14 protein-coding genes, 1 tRNA gene and 1 pseudogene are annotated in these 16,865 nt (G+C 63.8%); 10 read left to right on the top strand and 6 right to left on the bottom strand.

From position 1 onward, the window contains the following. The first annotated feature begins 107 nt into the window (after positions 1-107). The 8 genes from EH209_RS08930 (at position 108) to EH209_RS08965 (ending at position 9,843) form a co-directional block, all read left to right on the top strand. On the top strand, positions 108-4,706 hold the full coding sequence (locus tag EH209_RS08930; protein WP_126662581.1) for a PAS domain S-box protein: 4,599 nt from the start codon (positions 108-110) through the stop codon (positions 4,704-4,706). Between the two features lie 71 nt (positions 4,707-4,777). Then, positions 4,778-5,731, top strand: a complete 954-nt coding sequence (locus tag EH209_RS08935) for an oxidoreductase (protein ID WP_126662582.1) — start codon at positions 4,778-4,780, stop codon at positions 5,729-5,731. 130 nt (positions 5,732-5,861) lie between these two features. Next, a complete protein-coding gene (locus EH209_RS08940) occupies positions 5,862-6,446 on the top strand; it encodes a hypothetical protein (protein WP_126662583.1) in 585 nt (194 codons plus the stop codon). 102 nt (positions 6,447-6,548) lie between these two features. Next, positions 6,549-6,887 carry a ferredoxin gene (locus EH209_RS08945; protein WP_126662584.1) on the top strand — a complete coding sequence of 113 codons (339 nt, stop codon included), beginning with the start codon at positions 6,549-6,551 and terminating at the stop codon, positions 6,885-6,887. A gap of 211 nt (positions 6,888-7,098) precedes the next feature. Further along, positions 7,099-7,497 (top strand): hypothetical protein, encoded by a 399-nt coding sequence (locus EH209_RS08950; RefSeq protein WP_126662585.1) that lies wholly within the window; start codon positions 7,099-7,101, stop codon positions 7,495-7,497. Between the two features lie 561 nt (positions 7,498-8,058). Further along, positions 8,059-8,142, top strand: a tRNA-Leu gene (locus EH209_RS08955). Between the two features lie 718 nt (positions 8,143-8,860). Beyond that, complete coding sequence (locus tag EH209_RS08960) at positions 8,861-9,040, top strand: hypothetical protein (protein WP_126662586.1); 180 nt, start codon at positions 8,861-8,863, stop codon at positions 9,038-9,040. Between the two features lie 413 nt (positions 9,041-9,453). Then, positions 9,454-9,843: a hypothetical protein gene (locus EH209_RS08965; RefSeq protein WP_126662587.1), complete on the top strand. Its 390-nt coding sequence runs from the start codon at positions 9,454-9,456 to the stop codon at positions 9,841-9,843. Positions 9,844-9,890: 47 nt separating this feature from the next. Here EH209_RS08965 and EH209_RS24605 read toward each other — a convergent pair. Continuing rightward, positions 9,891-10,470, bottom strand: a pseudogene (locus EH209_RS24605) (aldehyde dehydrogenase family protein); the annotation flags it as partial. Positions 10,471-10,569: 99 nt separating this feature from the next. Here EH209_RS24605 and EH209_RS08975 point away from each other — a divergent pair. Then, complete coding sequence (locus tag EH209_RS08975) at positions 10,570-10,929, top strand: DUF7344 domain-containing protein (RefSeq protein WP_126662588.1); 360 nt, start codon at positions 10,570-10,572, stop codon at positions 10,927-10,929. A gap of 86 nt (positions 10,930-11,015) precedes the next feature. Continuing rightward, entirely contained in the window at positions 11,016-11,483 is a 468-nt protein-coding gene (locus EH209_RS08980) for a response regulator (protein WP_126662589.1), read from the top strand. A 15-nt stretch (positions 11,484-11,498) separates the two neighbouring features. Here EH209_RS08980 and EH209_RS08985 read toward each other — a convergent pair whose 3' ends face one another. The 5 genes from EH209_RS08985 to EH209_RS09005 form a co-directional block, all read right to left on the bottom strand. Continuing rightward, on the bottom strand, positions 11,499-12,971 hold the full coding sequence (locus tag EH209_RS08985) for an aldehyde dehydrogenase family protein (RefSeq protein ID WP_126662590.1): 1,473 nt from the start codon (positions 12,969-12,971) through the stop codon (positions 11,499-11,501). Between the two features lie 84 nt (positions 12,972-13,055). Continuing rightward, complete coding sequence (locus tag EH209_RS08990) at positions 13,056-13,409, bottom strand: hypothetical protein (RefSeq protein WP_249038776.1); 354 nt, start codon at positions 13,407-13,409, stop codon at positions 13,056-13,058. Positions 13,410-13,696: 287 nt separating this feature from the next. Beyond that, on the bottom strand, positions 13,697-14,434 hold the full coding sequence (locus tag EH209_RS08995; protein ID WP_126662591.1) for an RNA 2'-phosphotransferase: 738 nt from the start codon (positions 14,432-14,434) through the stop codon (positions 13,697-13,699). A gap of 49 nt (positions 14,435-14,483) precedes the next feature. Next, positions 14,484-15,296, bottom strand: coding sequence for a carboxylating nicotinate-nucleotide diphosphorylase (gene nadC, locus EH209_RS09000; RefSeq protein ID WP_126662592.1), 813 nt, complete (start codon positions 15,294-15,296; stop codon positions 14,484-14,486). 6 nt (positions 15,297-15,302) lie between these two features. Further along, positions 15,303-16,856: an L-aspartate oxidase gene (locus EH209_RS09005; RefSeq protein WP_126662593.1), complete on the bottom strand. Its 1,554-nt coding sequence runs from the start codon at positions 16,854-16,856 to the stop codon at positions 15,303-15,305. Positions 16,857-16,865 lie beyond the last annotated feature (9 nt).

Consider the following 16,865-nt stretch of genomic DNA (forward strand, 5'->3'; position numbering starts at 1 on the left):
TGACGACGACGGCCATTCGGGTTCCGTCGCCGGCCCCTCAAACGACGGGCGAGCCGAGAACCACCGGACAAAGACGTTTTACCGCCTCCGCCACTGTATACCGGTGAATGGGATCGTCGTCTACCGACGCGGATCACCTCGCGCAGATTCGCCGGCAGGAGGTCGTCGCCGACCTCAGCCAACAGGCCCTCGAGACGGGGGATCTCGACGAGGTACTGGCCGATGCGTCGCTCGCTATCGCGGAGACGCTCAATGTCGAGTACTGCGCCGTCTTCGAACGCCAACGCGATCGAACGGCGGCCGTGTTGCGGGCCGGCGCCGGCTGGCCGACCGACCGACTCGGATCGACCACCGTGTCCGCGGACCGGTCCTCGTGGACGGGATACGCGGCTCACGCTGCCGAGCCGGTCGTCACCGACGATCTTGATACCGAGTCGCGATTTTCCATCCCGGAACAGTTCGCCGATCGCAACGTCGCCAGCGGCGCCGCCGTCCGTATCGGGCCGGACGAGCAGCCGTGGGGCGTCCTCGGCGCGTACGCGACCGAGAGCCACGCCCTTTCGGAGGCCGATATCGACTTCCTCGAGCGCATCGCGGACGTCCTCGGCTCGGCGGTCGAACACGCCCGCACGCGACGTGACCTCGAGCGGACGGAGCGACGGTTCGAAGCGATCTTCGAGGATCCGAACATCCTCGTGGGGCTGCTCGATCCGGACGGCACGGTACGGGACATCAACGGGACGGCGATGGAGTACATCGACGCCGACCTCGAGGACGTGACCGGCGTCCCGTTCTGGGAGACGCCGTGGTGGGGCGAGGGCGACGACGTCCGGGACGATGTCAAGCGGTGGACCGAACAGGCGGCCAGCGGCGAGTACGTGAATTTCGAGGCCGATCTCACCCGGCCCGACGGAGAGCGGTACTCCCTGAACGGCGCCTTCAGGCCGGTCACGGACGACGAGGGCGATGTCGTCTCGGTGATCGTCTCCGACCGCGACGTGACCGAGCGAAAGGAGCGCGAGCGAGAACTCGAGGAGTCCGAACAGCGCTACCGGACGCTGGTCGACCACTTCCCCAACGGCGCCGTCGCCCTCGTCGACGAGGACCTGACCTACCGGACCGTCGGCGGAAGCCCGACGGACACGGCCGACGCCACGGCCGATGAAATCGAGGGCGAACCGGTCGCCGAGGCCGTTCCGCCGTCGCTGGCCGACGAACTCGTCCCGCGCTACGAAGCCGCCCTCGAGGGCGAGTCGCGCGCGTTCGAGTCGCGCGCGAACGATCGCGTCTACGACTTCCGGATCGTGCCGGTCCGGGACGACGACGGCGAGGTGTTCGCCGCGCTCGGCATGTCCCAGGATATCACCGAGCGCAAGGAGCGCGAACGCCGACTCGAGGAGTCCGAGCAGCGCTATCGGACGCTCATGGAGTACTTCCCGAACGGACTCGTGACGCTGTTCGACCCCGATCTCCGGTACGAACTGGCGGCCGGGCAGGGATTCGATCGTATCCCCGTCGATCCCGAGGACTTCGAAGGCAGCCACGTCAGGGAGGTCTGGGACGATGAGGCCGCCGACACCCTGCAGCCGGTGTTCGAGGCCGCGCTGGACGGCGAGGCGCAGTCGATCGAATTCGAGTACAACGATCGGGAGTGGATCCTGCGAGTGGTCCCTATCACGGACGAGCGCGGCGACGTCTTCGCGGGCATGACCATGGCCCAGGACATCACCGAGCGCAAGCGACACGAGCAGTACCTCCGGGAGACGACGGCGCAACTCGAGGCCGCGACCGAGGCGGGCGCGGTCGGCACGTGGGAGTGGGACATTCCGGAGGACGAGATGGTCGTCGGGGCCACGTTCGCCGAGACCTTCGGTATCGATCCCGAGGCGGCGCGCCAGGGGGTATCGCTGGACCGCTTCATCTCGTCGATCCACGAGGACGACCGCGACCGCGTCGTGGCCGAAATCGAGGCGGCCGTCGAATCGGGCGACGAATACGAGGCGGAGTATCGCGTTCGGAACGCCGACGGCGAGATCCGATGGGTCGTCGCACGCGGCCACGTCGAGTGCGACGAGGATGGGAAACCGGTCACATTCCCCGGTGCGCTCACCGACATCACGGAACGCAAGCGCGCCGAGTTACAGCTCGAGCGGACCAACGAGCAACTCGAGACGCTGTTCGACGTCCTCCCCGTCGGTGTCGTCGTCGCCGACGCCGACGGTCGGATCCGCCAGGCCAACGACACCGCACGGGAGATCTGGGGCGGCGACGTGTTCGACACCGACTCCGTCGCGGAGTACGACCGGTATCCGGTGTGGGACGCCGATTCAGGCGAGCGCATCTCGCCGGAGGAGATGACGCTCGCGCGCGTCCTCGAGGGCGAGGAAGTGACCGATCCCGACATCTACGAGATCGAAGCCGACGATGGCGAGCGCCGCATCGTCCGCACCGAGGGCATGCCGGTCCGAAACGAGCGCGGCGAAGTGACTCGCGGCGTCGTCACCATCACGGACATCACCGAACGCCGGGAGTCCCAGCGCCGCCTCGAGGAGTCCGAGCAGCGCTACCGGACGCTGGTCGACCGCTTCCCCAACGGCGGGGTCGGGCTGTTCGACGAGGACCTTAAGTATCAGATCGCCGGCGGCGGGGCCTTCGACGAGATCAGCGCCTCCGCGAACGAGATCATCGGACAGACGCTCTGGGAGCGGTATCCGACGGAGCTGGCGGAGCGCCTCGAACCAAAGTTCAGAGCCGCGCTCGATGGGGAGACCAGTTCGTTCGAGATGGAGTTCCACGACCGGGACTGGATGGCGTACACGGTTCCCGTCACGGACGACGACGACGAGATCTTTGGCGGGATGGTCATGGTCCAGGAGATCACCGAGCGAAAGGAGCGCGAGCGGAAACTCCGCGAGCGCGAGCGCAGCCTCGAGCAGTACAAAGAGTACATCGACGAGATCCTCGACGCCATCGACGACGTGTTCTACATCGTCGGCGAGGACGGCTCGCTACAGCGGTGGAACCGGAGCGTGACCGACGTAACCGGCTACTCGGACGAGGAGATTGCCGCGATGGAACCGACGGATCTGTTTACGGACGACGACCGGGAGGACGCCCTCGGAGCCCTTCAGGAGGGATTCGAGACGGGCTCGTTCAACGTGGAACTGACGGTTCAGACCGACGACGGCGACACCGTCCCCTTCGAGTTCAACGCCTCGCGACTCGAGGACCCCTGGGGGAACACAGTGCTGGCCGGAATCGGACGCGACATCACCGATCGGCTCGAGCGCGAGAAACACCTCGAGCGATACGAGACCATCGTCGAGACGGTCAACGACGGCGTCTACGTCGTCGACGAAGACGGGCGCTTCACAATGGTCAACGAGACGTATGCGTCGATGCTCGGCTATGAGCCGGACGAACTCGTCGGAACCGACGCGTCGCAAATAGTCGACGACGACGTCACCGAACGGGTCGAGGAGCTGACGGCCGACGACGCCGAGCGGCCGACGATCGAATCCGAGGTTCGAACGGCCGACGGCGATCGGCTCCCCGCCGAAGGGACCTTCGCGATGCTGCCCGAGGACGACAGCACGTGGCACCGCGTCAGCATCGTCCGGGACATCAGCGATCGAAAGGAACGGGAACGCCGGCTCGAGGAGTCCGAACGCCGGTACCGGACGCTCGTCGAGAACTTCCCCGGCGGCGCGGTGGGACTGTACGACGAGAACCTTGAGTACATCGTCGTCGGCGGCGAGGCGTTCGACGATCTGGGGATTTCGGAGGACGAGGTCGCCGGCGCGACGCTCTACGAGCGGTATCCGGACGACCTCGTCGACGAGATCGAACCGTACTTCCGGGCCGTCTTCGACGGCGAGGCAAACACGTTCGAGTTCCGAGCCCGTGGACGGGACGTCTGGGCCCACACGATCCCCCTTCGAAACGACGACGACGAGATCTTCGCGGGCATGGTCATGGTTCAGGACGTCACCGAACGCAAGGAGTACCAGCGCAAACTCGAGGAGTCCAACGAGCGCTTAGAGCGGTTCGCCTACGCGGCCTCCCACGACCTCCAGGAACCGCTCCGGATGGTGACGAGCTACCTCATGCTGCTCGAAAACCGCTACGGCGACGCGTTCGACGAGGACGGCAAGGAGTTCCTCGAGTTCGCCGTCGACGGCGCCGATCGGATGCGCGAGATGATCGACGGCCTGCTCGAGTACTCCCGCGTCGAGACGCGGGGCGACCCGTTCGAGCCGATGGATCTCGACGATATCGTCGACGACGTCCGCGAGGATCTCCAGTTCCGGATCGAGGAGACGGACGCCGAGCTCACCGTTGAGGATCTCCCCTGCGTCGAGGGCGACGCCAGCCAGTTGCGGCAGGTGTTCCAGAACCTGTTGTCGAACGCGCTCACCTACAGCGGCGACGAGCCGCCGCGGATTCACGTCGGCGCCGAGCGCCGGGGGGACAAGTGGGTGATCTCGGTCGCGGACGAGGGGATCGGCATCGCCTCCGAGGACCAAGAGCGCGTGTTCACCATCTTCGACCGACTCCACAGTCGCGGCGAGTACGACGGCACGGGCATCGGGCTGGCCCTTTGCGAGCGGATCGTCGAGCGCCACGACGGCGAGATCTGGGTCGAGTCGGAGCCGGGCGAGGGCTCGACGTTTTCCGTCACCCTTCCCGCCTCCCGCGACCCGTAGTCGCCACGACAGAAGCCGGCGAACGCGAGGGGTACCCGACTCGTTTACCCGCAATGTCTCGTAGCGAGCCCATGAGCTGGACTGCCGCCGACATCCCCAATCAGCAGGGTCGAACGGTCGTCATCACGGGCGCCAACAGCGGTATCGGTCTCGAGGCGACGCGCGAACTCGCACGCAACGGCGCGACGGTAATCATGGCCTGCCGGAGCGCGGCGCGGGGTGCGGAGGCCGTCAGCGATATCCGCTCGGACGTCCCTGATGCCGACCTCCGCGTCGAGGAGTGCGACCTCGCGGACCTCGAGTCGATCCGATCGTTTGCCGACCGCCTCGACGGCGAGGACCTCGACGTGTTGATCAACAACGCCGGCGTCATGGCGATCCCGCGCTCGGAGACCGAGGACGGTTTCGAGACCCAGTTCGGCGTCAACCACCTCGGGCACTTCGCGCTGACGGGACTGCTGCTCGAGAACCTGTGGCTGGACGAGGCGAACGACTCGCGGATCGTCACCGTCTCGAGCGGCGTCCACGAGAGCGGCGCGATCGACTTCGACGACCTCCAGGGCGAGGCGTCCTATAATAAGTGGGACGCCTACGCTCAGTCGAAACTGGCCAACGTGCTGTTCGCCTACGAACTCGAGCGCCGGCTGCTGACGACGGACGCGAACGCGAAGAGCAACGTGGTCCACCCGGGCTACGCGAACACGCGCTTGCAGTTCCGCGGCCCGGAACAGAGCGGCAGCCGGGTCCGAAAGGCGGCGATGAAGGTGATGAACACCGTCCTCGCCCAATCGGCCGAGATGGGCGCGCTGCCGACGCTGTACGCCGCGACGGCGCTCGAGGCCGAGGGCGGCGCGTACTACGGCCCCGGCGGGTTCAAGAACATGCGCGGCACGCCCGAGCGCCAGGCCTCCTCGGACCGCTCCTACGACGAGGAGACGGCCCGCCGGCTGTGGGACGTCTCGAGCGAGTTGACCGGCGTGACCTACGACCGACTTCCCGAACCGGCGCAGTCAGCGGAACGGTAGCCCGCGTCCGTCTCAGCTACCGAAACGCGCCGATCGCCCGTGACGGACCTGTTCGAAACGCGTTCAGGCGGACAGTGCCAGCAGCACCCTTAGATACGCCTGATTCGAACACTGTGTGTGAGTACCACCCATGAAAAACGACAACGGCAGATCACTCGTCTCGCGTACCATCGAGGGGGCGGAGACGCTAGTGAGCACGGAACCCGGTGAGATCTTCGTCGACGTCCCCGCGGCGAACGCCCGCTACGTCCGCGTCGAGGAGGGCGATACGGTTCAAGAAGGCGACATCCGATCGCGGTCGGCGGAGGAACTCGCGTCCGAATCGCTGCGGAAATGGCGGATAGAGACGATCGGACCGGAGACGGTCATCGGAACGGATCGGGAGACGGACGAGCGACGCGAGTGGGACCGCGAGGAACTCGAGCAAAAGCTCGCAATCGGCGGGTTCAGCACGAACCTCAGCGGGTTCGAGCGGGCGACGGTCAGCGGACCGGGAGACGAGTCGAACGGGGAGTCCGTCACCGTGACCGTGTACGGAAACGACGGTCGAAAGTTCACTCAGACGTACCGACCCGTCGACGATACCGACCGCGACGAACGCCGGCTCGAACTGGCGGCGACCGACGAGCGCGTCGAGACGTTCGACGACGACGTGCGGGAGCGGTTCGAGAGCACGGTCGCGCTCGCGCTGCGAAACGAAGGCTACGCGGTCTGACCGACCGGCCGGCTCCGCGGCGTTCGAATCGCTTCGCGGACCCGTCGCGTTCCGGTCGGGGTAACCGTAACGCGAAAGGTCGCACGGACTAACGCCTAGCTAATGAGCGACGACGGCATTCAGCGCGCGAGCGACGTCGGCTCGTCGGACGCCCCGCCGGTCGAGGAGAAGCCCTACAAGATCGTCTTCGAGGCCAACAAATGCTTCGGCGCGGGCAAGTGCGCCGAGGTCAGCGACAACTGGGAGATGTCTCTCGCCTCCGGGATGGCCCAACCGAACGAGTACTTCTTCGGCGAGGAGGACCTCGAGCACAACATCCGCGCGGCGGAGATCTGCCCGGCCAAGAAGGACGAGGGCTGCATTCACGTCGTCGATCGGCGAACCGACGAGGAAATCTCGCCCGATCCCCACGGCGACGGGACGCTGAGCGTCGACTGGTAGCGATTCGCGGCGAGGGGCGGCGAGCAGGCCAACAGCGGTGGACATCTCACGTCGGACTCGTTTGCTGCGTTTCGCTCGGAAGCGCTCGCTCCATTTGCAAACTTTCACTCGAGGGTCGAAAAGACGGCTCTATATGCGTCCCGTTAGAACACACCCAGCACTCCGGCTCTTTTATCACGCGATAGGAATAAAATAAGTGAGTATCGGAAATATGGAAGACAGAACAAAACGAATCGTTGCAAGCGGAGTAGCACTTTCCGTCGTTGGATATGTGATTTGGCCGATGGAGGGAGTTCTGGGGCAGAACATGTGGCTTCCACTCGTTCCTGAATCGCTAGGCGACTACCAGATTACGCTCTTGGTCTTGGCCGTAACTGGCGTACTCGGTTTCGGGATAACGATAGCGAGTAGTATTCGTCTTTCTGAGCTCGCTATTGGTGGCGTTCTCGCCTACGTTTTCTGGATGGTGGTACTGTCTCTCGCGTTCTCCGAAATGCTGCTAGCGTATCTTGCATATGGATTGGTGCTCGTTGGCGTTCTCCTTGGGGCTCTTATCGGGACAGTAATCGCTCGCCAACCGAAGGTAAAGAGTCTAATTCTCTCATCCTGATCCGCTATTCTCCACTGGGACCGCTCTTGTCTCTCGTATTGTTCTGCTCACCAGACCCTTCTGTTCGAGGGTAGCCAAGCAGGCCAACAGCGGTTGGCTTCTCATACCGGGACCGTTTGCTTCGTTTCGCTCGCGAGCGCTCGCTCCACTTGCAAACTTTCACTCAAGGGTATCATCGACGATCGCAATGAGGACGGGCACACAGCGCGAGAAGATCCGTTATGAGGAGGTCGATTTCGCCACTCCCCAGATGAACAGACACGCCCCTATGATCACATAACCGTACCAAGGGACCTTGTATGTGGCAATACCCAGCGATCGAGCGATCCCATATCCGAGGAGGAGAACCCCGATTCCCAATTGAAGACCGACTGTAATACGATCGCTATTTTCGCCCTTAAAATCACTCATTGTAGGCGTAATAGCAGAACGAGAAATGTAGTTCTATTTATTGACAAACCGGTTCTCTACCGGGACCTCATCTTGTAGGGTCGAGGTCGCTTACGGCCGCACACCGAAACGCACATCCCGGCCCCGGGACAACGGACGAGTGCCTTCTGTGCGAGGGTAGCCAAGCAGGCCAACGGCGGTGGGCTTAAGACCCGCTCCCGTAGGGGTCCTTGGGTTCAAATCCCAACCCTCGCATGCCGACCCGAATGCCCTTGAGAGTCGTGTCTGCGAGACACGGAAATTTGAATCAGAGAGGTCACAGTCTCGCGAACAGGGTGAGCGGGAACGTCTAACCGTGGTTCAAATCCCTACCCTTTCCTGTCTCTTCGAATACATTGTGAACAGTGACTGTGTTGATGGAATGGAATCACGAAAGACACAGTCCTGTGAACGAAGTGAGCGAGAACCTTCGACCACGACCTGACCCGTCTCCCGAACGAATGATATCTGTGCCGAATCCGAGCATAGAAGGGACGGATGGTAAAATGAGGTCAGGACTAATACAAACACGGCCAATGGTTCGTGGTGCGGTCGACGATTGCACGGTGTTATCCGCCGGTATTTGCGATAATTGGCACCTTGTCCTCGTTGAGCACGTCGCCAAATAACTGGCCATAGGGCTGATCGGTCATCCTCTCGTCGTTGTACCGCCCAAGGTCTGTCTAATAATCTAATTTGAAGAACTGAAACTAAATTTAGGATAAGACTATGAAGCGTCTCTAGAGCTGTTGTTATTGAACGAAGCGACGGAGCTACAGAAGCCACACTACTGTTGTCGGATGGTTCGGACTCCTCTGAAAATGGTATATATTGGCGCAGCCGTCAAGATCTGCCAGATGAGTATCGAGATATCCCCACGAATTCTACTGTCAGCTACGTCGCTGGTAAGGGTGGGGACGCTCTCTTTCGAGCAGTGACCGAGAAAGAAAGGACTGCAATCGCTGAAGCAGTCGGTGCAAATACTGACTTGATCTTTGCCTGGACGTTCGACAAGGCACCTGGAATCCAAGTTATTGTCGGAGACAATGACGGTGATGAGGGAATCTCAAATTCAAAATATCAAATTCAGCCGGCTGGCGGTTCGACGGTTTGACTGCTTCCAGGCCGACTACTCCAAAAGCGGTAACAGAGACACTTGACCTAGATCAAATAACGAACGGTAAAGTGAACCAAGTCGGAAAAGGTGGCGCTACTACAGAAGGCGTCACGACTGCTGGACAATGGAACTTGAGTGATTGTGTAAAGACGTGTAGCTCATGTGTAGCCACTGCCTCATTAGGCTGCTACAAGTGCTACGGATTCTGTGCTTCCGGTGTCAGCGGAATTGGTGCCGTCGCTTGTGCAGTCTGTCTTGTCGGCTCTTGCAGTGCTACAGCAGCTAGCTGCGTTCTCTGCGCCGATAATGTTCTCATCATGTTCCGTATGTTTAAGACGCAAAATTAATTATTCTATAATTTAAAGATTTATATAAATGAATTTATTACTAAGGCCATTTTTCGTTTGGATATGAATCGGCGTTGGTTCGCTGTTCTCGGCGCAGGATTTCTCATTGTTCCAGTAAGCATCATTGTAGCACTTGGGACAGTTCCGACGAAGAATGCTATTGTTACTGCAGGTTTTGTTCTTGTCCCGCTTTCCGGTATCCTATCTGTTCTGGGGGGTCTCGGCGTCTCGAGGGGAAATTTCGAGTGGTACCAATTTGTCGGCCTATCTAACGATATGTTCGGTTTCTGGTTCGTTGCATATGCTATTTCGTCAATTCTGGCAGACCCATCCGAATTCAGTAGCGTCTTCTCTCTCGCCACCGTTGGACTGGGATGCCTCTCACTCGCTTTGATCGGCATTGACTGGCTTATCGGCGCACCCCACTTTGATATTGAAACCTATGAGGGCTGACCAATCTTTGGAAAATGGGCGTCATATTACGCTGAACTCTCCTCAGTGCGATTCACTGCAATCTGTTTCATCCCGCTGAAGGGGACGTGGGGTTCGTCGTCGATCGGCTGATCGGTAATGTGGATCATGCCGGTGTCGATCCTGCCCTCGATCCGACAGGCCTGCGCTCTGTCCTTACTGTGGACCGAGCCTGAGAAGCCGTAGATCGCGTCTCGTTTGCCAGTTCGAACGCTACTGTATCGCTCGAGTAGGATGTGATGGGCGCGATGGGCCCGAAGTGTTTGTTTGCCGCCGCGTCCATGGCGTTGCCGGCGTTCAAGAGCACGTCGGTTCGACGACGAGGTCGTCGTGTCGCCGCGCGTCTCGAGGTCGCGCCCTCGTCGATAATCGAGCCGATAATCGTGTCGTCGGCTGTCGGATCGCCAGTCGGCAGCGAGGCGGTCCGATCGGGGAGCACCTCCACGTAGTCGTCGTACAGCGACTCGTGGACGAGATAGTGGTTGATCGAAATGAAGGACTGGCCCTGTAGAGGAGCGAGCCAAAGACGCCGCTATCGGCGGTGCGATCCAGATTCGCGTTCTCCACGACGATGTAACCGTTGTTTCCCCCGATCTCGAGCCCGGATAATCGCAGTACCCTAACGGTAGCCACAGGACACGCAAGTACCAATTGCTTTAGGAAGAGGTGCTTTCCGGGTCGGTCCGCTTGCTCGAGGTAGGAACCGTTATGGAACAAACAGAGGCATTCCGCGTGCTCGCGAGCGCCGACCGTCAGCTCGTGCTCCACGAGCTACTCGAACACGACGGGGCGGCCGATATCGACGATATCTCGCGGCAGGTGGCCGCTCGGCGACACCGCCTCTCATCCGGCAAGATCGACGACGGGATGATCGAGCGCGCGCACGTCCGGCTCGTCCACGCTCACTTCCCGCACCTGCAGGCGCGGAATCTGATCGATATCGACTGGGATGACGAAGCGGTCGCGCTGACCGACGACGAGTGCGTCGACCAGCTCCTCGAGGCCGCCGACGAGCTGGACAGTTGGCCGCCGACCGATCTCCTCGAACAGCCGTCGCGCAGCCGGTGACGGAGTAGTTCGCGACAGGCAGGAATAGTGAACCGTACGGACTGCCTGAGAGTTGCAATTTTACCCTTGCAGCCGCATGCTCAGGTATGGCGTCAGCAGACGAGGCGGACGAGACCGATCTGGGGGAGCGGATTGATATTCTGTTGGTCGAACCCAACCCCGGCGACACCCGCCTCTTCGAAGAAAACTTTCGAGACGCGAAACTCATGAACGCCGTCCACGCCGTCACGGACGGCGAGGAGGCGCTCGACTTTCTCCACCAGCGCGGCGAGTACGCGGACGCGCCGCGACCGGACCTGATCCTGCTCGAGCCCCAGCTCCCGGGAACCAGCGGGATGGCGGTGCTCTCCGAACTGAAAAACGAGCCGCCGCTGGACGAGACCCGCGTCATCGTGCTCACGAGTTCGGAGACGGGCGAGGAGATCGTCCGGTCCCACGACATCGAGGCCGACGAGTACATCCGCAAGCCCGTCGAGACCGAGGAGTTCATCGCGTTCGTTCAGGAGGTCGAGGACTTCTGGTTCGCGATCGTCAAAAACGAGTCCGACGACTGAGCGGCGCGGCGCCGCTCAGAAGGGGTACTCCCGCGACTCGCGCTGGATAGAGATCACTTTCGTCGTCGTCAGTTCCTCGAGGATCGACTCGCCGTTGTACCGCCCCATGCCGGACTGTTTCATCCCGCCGAATGGGACGTGGGGTTCATCGTTGATCGGCTGATCGTTGATGTGAATCATGCCGGTGTCGATCCCGTCGGCGATCGTCTGCGCCTGCGCTCTGTCCTCGCTGTGGACCGAGCCCGACAGACCGTGGATCGTGTCGTTGGCCATCTCGATCGCCTCCTCGTCGCTCGAGTAGGGGATCACCGGCGCGACGGGGCCGAAGTGTTCGTTCGCCGCGGCGGCCATGTCGTTGTCGGCATCGGAGAGGACCGTCGGCTCGAGAACGAGGCCGTCGTGGTCGCCGCCGGTCTCGAGGGTCGCGCCCTGGTCGACCGAGGTCTCGATGTACTCGACGATCTGGTCGCGCTGGCCCTCGTCGATAATCGGACCGATAACCGTGTCGTCGTCGCGCGGATCGCCGGTCGGGAGGTTCGCCGCGCGGTCGGCGAGCATCCCGACGTAATCGTCGTAGACGCTCTCGTGGACGAGGTGACGGTTGATCGATATACAGGCCTGTCCCTGGTGGAGAAACGAGCCGAAGACGCCGCCGTCGACCGCGCGCTCGACGTCGGCCTCATCGGTGACGACGTGGACGTTGTTGCCGCCCAGCTCGAGGGCCGGGAGCGCGCAGTTGCTCGCCGCGTTTGCGGCGACGCGCTGGCCGATCTCCGTCGACCCGGTGAAGGCGAGCACGCGGGGCGTTTCGTGGTCGGAGATCGCGTCGCCGATCTCGGAGCCCCGTCCCGGGATGACGCTTAGCAGTCCCTCCGGGACGCCGGCGGCCTCGAAGATCCGCGCGAGCAGCAGTCCGCCGGTGATCGGCGTGCTCGAGGCGGGCTTGAGCACGACGCCGTTGCCGGCGGCGAGCGCCGGCGCGACCGCCCGCATCGAGAGGTGCAGCGGGAAGTTCCACGGCGAGATGACGCCGACGACGCCGACGGGCCGGCGTTCGGCGACGTTCTCCTTGCCCGGCGTGATCGAGTCCATCTGTTGGCCCGACATCCGGAAGGGGTAGCTCGCGGCCTGTTGCATCATGCCGCGGGCGGTCTGGATCTCGGCCTCGCACTTGACCCGCGTGCTGCCGGACTCGACGGCCAGCAGGTCGGCGATCTCCTCGCGGTTGTCGCCGACGAACTGGATGGCCGCCTCGATCATGCCCGCCCGCGCCTGCGGCGGTTGCTGGGCCCACGACTCCTGGGCCGCCGCCGCGGCCTCGTAGGCCCGATCGACGTCCGCCTCGGTTCCCGCCGGGACGGTCGCGATCTCCTCGCGCGTGTAGGGGTTTTCGACCGACATCGCGTCCCGGTCGCCGCCCTCGGTCCACTCGCCGGCGAGGTAAAGCGCGTTCCAGCCGTCGTCGGGCGCCAGTGGCAAGTCCGTCATAGCGAGTGGTAACCGTCGTGTGCGCAAAAGAAGCACACTCGCAGGCGCAACGTGCGAGCGTTCGCTCGAGTGAGCGCAGCCGAATTAGCTTCGGAGCTGTGCGTTCGGCATCGCGAAGCCGGCGACGAGATAGACGCCGACGGCCGCGACGATCGCCGCCGGAATACCGACGAGCGTGTCCAACTCACCGAACCCCGTCGCGAACACCACGATGCCCGCGGCCGAGAGCGCGAACCCTGCGGCGACTCGGTGGAAACCGCGCAGCGGCGCGGCATCGTCGGCGGGCATCAGGTCCTCGAGGTCACTGCCCTCTCCGGGCTGCATGAACACCGGGAGGAAACAGAAGACGCCGAGTCCGACCAGCAGGCCGGCGACGGCGCCGATCGCGACGTTGCCGAATGCGATATAGCCCATTACCGTGAAGGCGATGACGTCCATCATCCCCGCCGCTGCGCCGATACGCGTCGGCGTCAGCGGTCCGTCTCCAAACGGGTTCGACTCGGTTTCGCGTGCGGGTTACATACCCAAATAATATTACTGAATTAATTTACATCTGGATATAACTTATCGTCGAGAATAGCCCTTCGACGCCGTTCTCGCCGTACGACTAGTCTGACGGACCGAACGACGCCATCGCGATCCGCGCGAAACGGCGGCTCTATGCGCTCGCCGGGATCGCCGCGTACCTCGGCGTCGTGGTCTGGCTCTCACCGCTCGCGCCGTAGTCACGACTCCGTCGCGGGGATGTCAATGTACTCGGGCGCCACCGCGTCGGTCGTGTACGTCTCCCGGCCACGTTTGGTGATGCGCTGGCCGTCCGCGAGCATCGCCGCGGCGTCGACGACGAGCACGACGGGATCGTTCGCGTGGCGCTGCCCGACGCGGCGGGCCGCCTCGCGGCTCCCCGAGAGGTGGACCTGCTGGCGGGACATCGGTCGGAGTCCGTCCTCACGGATCGACGCTAGGTTCGCCGGCGCCGTGCCGTGATACAGTTCGTCGGGTACCGGCGCGTCGGTCGGCTCCGTCTCGTGGGTCGCTGCGCTCCCCACTCGACTGTCCGAGGCGTAAAGCGCCTCGCTCTCAAGCTCGACGTCGACAGAGTGACCGTACGACGCCCGAACGAGCCCGTTCCCGGGTCCGTCGTCGATCCCGCCGGCGCCCGTCCGCTCGAACCGCCCCTTCGGATCGGTCGCGATCACCGCCGGCACGTGGCGCGGTTCGGCCCAGTCGTACTTCCGTTCGACCGCGTCGGTGAGGGCCTCGTAGTCGGTCCAGCCGCGCTTGTCGAGTTCGAGACCGACGTCCTCAGGAAAGTGCCGGAGTGCACCGCTGACGAACTTCGAAAGCCGGCGGCGTTGCTCGCCGGAAAGCACCGTCTCTCCGCGGGCGTCGCAGACCGGACACCGCCCGTTGGCGCTCGAGTACGGCCCGTGCGCCGCGCAGGTTCTAATCGGCTCCGTCACGGGCGCCCGTACTCGCTCGAGCGAAACCAATCGCTCGGTCTACCGGCCGTCAGTCGCCCGTCCGGAACGAGAGATCCAGCGACGGCGCCGAGTGGGTCAGCGACCCCATCGAGATGACGTCGACGCCAGTTGCCGCGTAGTCGGCGACGGTCTCGAGGGCGATCCCACCGCTGGCCTCGGCGAGTGCGTCGTAATCGGCGAGTAGATCGACGGCCTCGCGCGTCTCCGCGGGACTCATGTTGTCCAGCAGGACGATATCGGCGCCCGCGTCGGCGGCCCGCGGCGCGTCCTCGACCGTCTCCACCTCGACGTCGAGTTTCGTCGCGAACGACGTCCGCGCCCGGAAGTGCTCGATCGCGCCCTCGAGGCCCATCTCGGCGACGTGGTTGTCCTTGACCATGACCATGTGGGAGAGGTCGAGTCGATGGGTGTCACCGCCGCCCGCGACGACGGCGCGCTTCTCAAGGCCGCGCAGGCCGGGCGTGGTCTTGCGGGTCGCGGCGATCCGAACGTCGTCGGACTCGGTGCGGGCGCGTTCGACGACGTCGTTCGTCCGCGTCGCGATTCCGGAGGCGTGGCCCGCGAGGTTGACGGCAACGCGCTCGCCCCGCAGGACCTCGCGTGCGGCCCCCTCGACGCGGAGCAGTTCGTCGCCCGGGTCGACGGCGGCGCCGTCCTCGAGTCGATCGGTCACAGCGATGTCGAGATACTCGAAGACGGCCGCTGCGGCCTCGAGGCCCGCGGCAACGCCCGACTCCTTGTCGACGAGTCGTCCGGTGGTCTCGCCGGGTACCTGATTGGTCACGTCGTGGTGGCCGACGTCTTCGCGGAGCCAGCGTTCGACCTGTGCGTTCGTAATCATCGGTGGTCAGTCGTCCGCCGGGGATTCGGGTTCTGCCGTCGCCTCGTCGCCGTCGCTCACGACGTAGTGACAGCCTACCGACTCGTCGTTCTCGCCGGCCGCCCGCGCGATCAGCAGCGCCACGACGCAGGCGTTTCGGAGTTCGTAGAGGTCCCGCGCCGTCCGCGTTCGGATGTAGGCGTCGACCTCGCCTTTGAGCCGCCGGAGGACGGCGCTCGCGCGAGCGATCTCCTCGGGGTCGCGCTCGAGGCCGAGATACTCGTCCATCGTCCGCTTCAGCCGGATGGATTTCTCGGCGGCGAACCGCTCGGGCAGGTCGGGATCGCTGTTGCGGAGGTCCGGCGCTTCGACGATTTCGGGTTCGGCGCCGGAGTCCACGGCGTCCTTGCCGGCCCGCAGCCCCCAGACGAGTCCCTCGAGCAGGCTCGTACTCGCCAGTCGGTTCGCACCGTGGACGCCCGTGCGGGCGCACTCGCCGACGGCGTAGAGCCGATCGAGCGACGTTTGCCCGTTCTCGTCGACTGCGATCCCACCACACAGGAAGTGCTCGCAGGGCGCGACCGGAATCACGTCACCCTCGATCCCGCGGTCGTGACACTTCTCGGCGATGGCGGGGTACTCCGCCTCGAACTCGGCCTCGAGCGTACTCACGTCCAGCACGACCTCGCCGGTTTCTTCGCGCTCCGTTTCGACGGCGCGGGCGACGACGTCCCGCGGAGCGAGTTCGGCGTCGGGGTGGTAGTCGCCCATGAACCGCTCGCCGTGTCCGTTCCGCAGTACTGCCCCTTCGCCGCGCAGGGCTTCCGAGAGCAAAAATGGATTCTCGCCAGCGTAGGCGGTCGGGTGGAACTGCACGTACTCCATGTCCTCGACCTCGGCGCCCGCGAGCGCGGCCATGGCGATCCCGTCGCTGGTCGCGTCGTCGGGGTTGGTCGAACGCGTGTAGAGCGCGCCGATCCCGCCGGTCGCGAGGACTGTCGTCCCGGCGAAGACGGGGTGGCCGTCAGACACCTCGTCGGTCAGCGCGCCGTGGACCCGCCCCTCGTGCGTGATCAGATCGAGCGCGGCGGTGTCCTGGCGGACCTCGATCCGGTCGTGAGCGTCGATATGATTCAGGAACGGCCGGAGGATGTGCGTGCCCGTCGCGGCGTCGACGTGGAGGATGCGATGGTCGGAGTGGGCGGCCTCCCGGGTATAGTCGAACTCGCCGTCGCCCGTCTCGTCGAACTCGATTCCGAGAGTCTCGAGCAGCACGTCTTCGACGGCGTCATCGGCGTGATCGACTAACACGTCGATCGCGTCGGGATCCGCGGTTTCGTCGCTGGCCGCGAGGATGTCGGCTTTCAGGCTCTCGGGATCGCCCCGCGTCGTCGAGATGCCGCCCTGGGCCCAGTCGGTGCTGGCGCCGTCGGGTTTCGCGGCTTTCGTCACCAGGAGGACCTCGGCGCCCTCCTGAGCGGCCGCGAGCGCGGCCGCACAGCCCGCGATCCCGCTGCCGACGACCAGGACGTCCGCGGTCTCCGTCGTTGCATCCTGCGTTGGGAGTTGTGTGTCGGTCATGGCTTCGGA

Origin of the sequence: Haloterrigena salifodinae, assembly GCF_003977755.1 — an archaeon.
Taxonomy (GTDB): domain Archaea; phylum Halobacteriota; class Halobacteria; order Halobacteriales; family Natrialbaceae; genus Haloterrigena; species Haloterrigena salifodinae.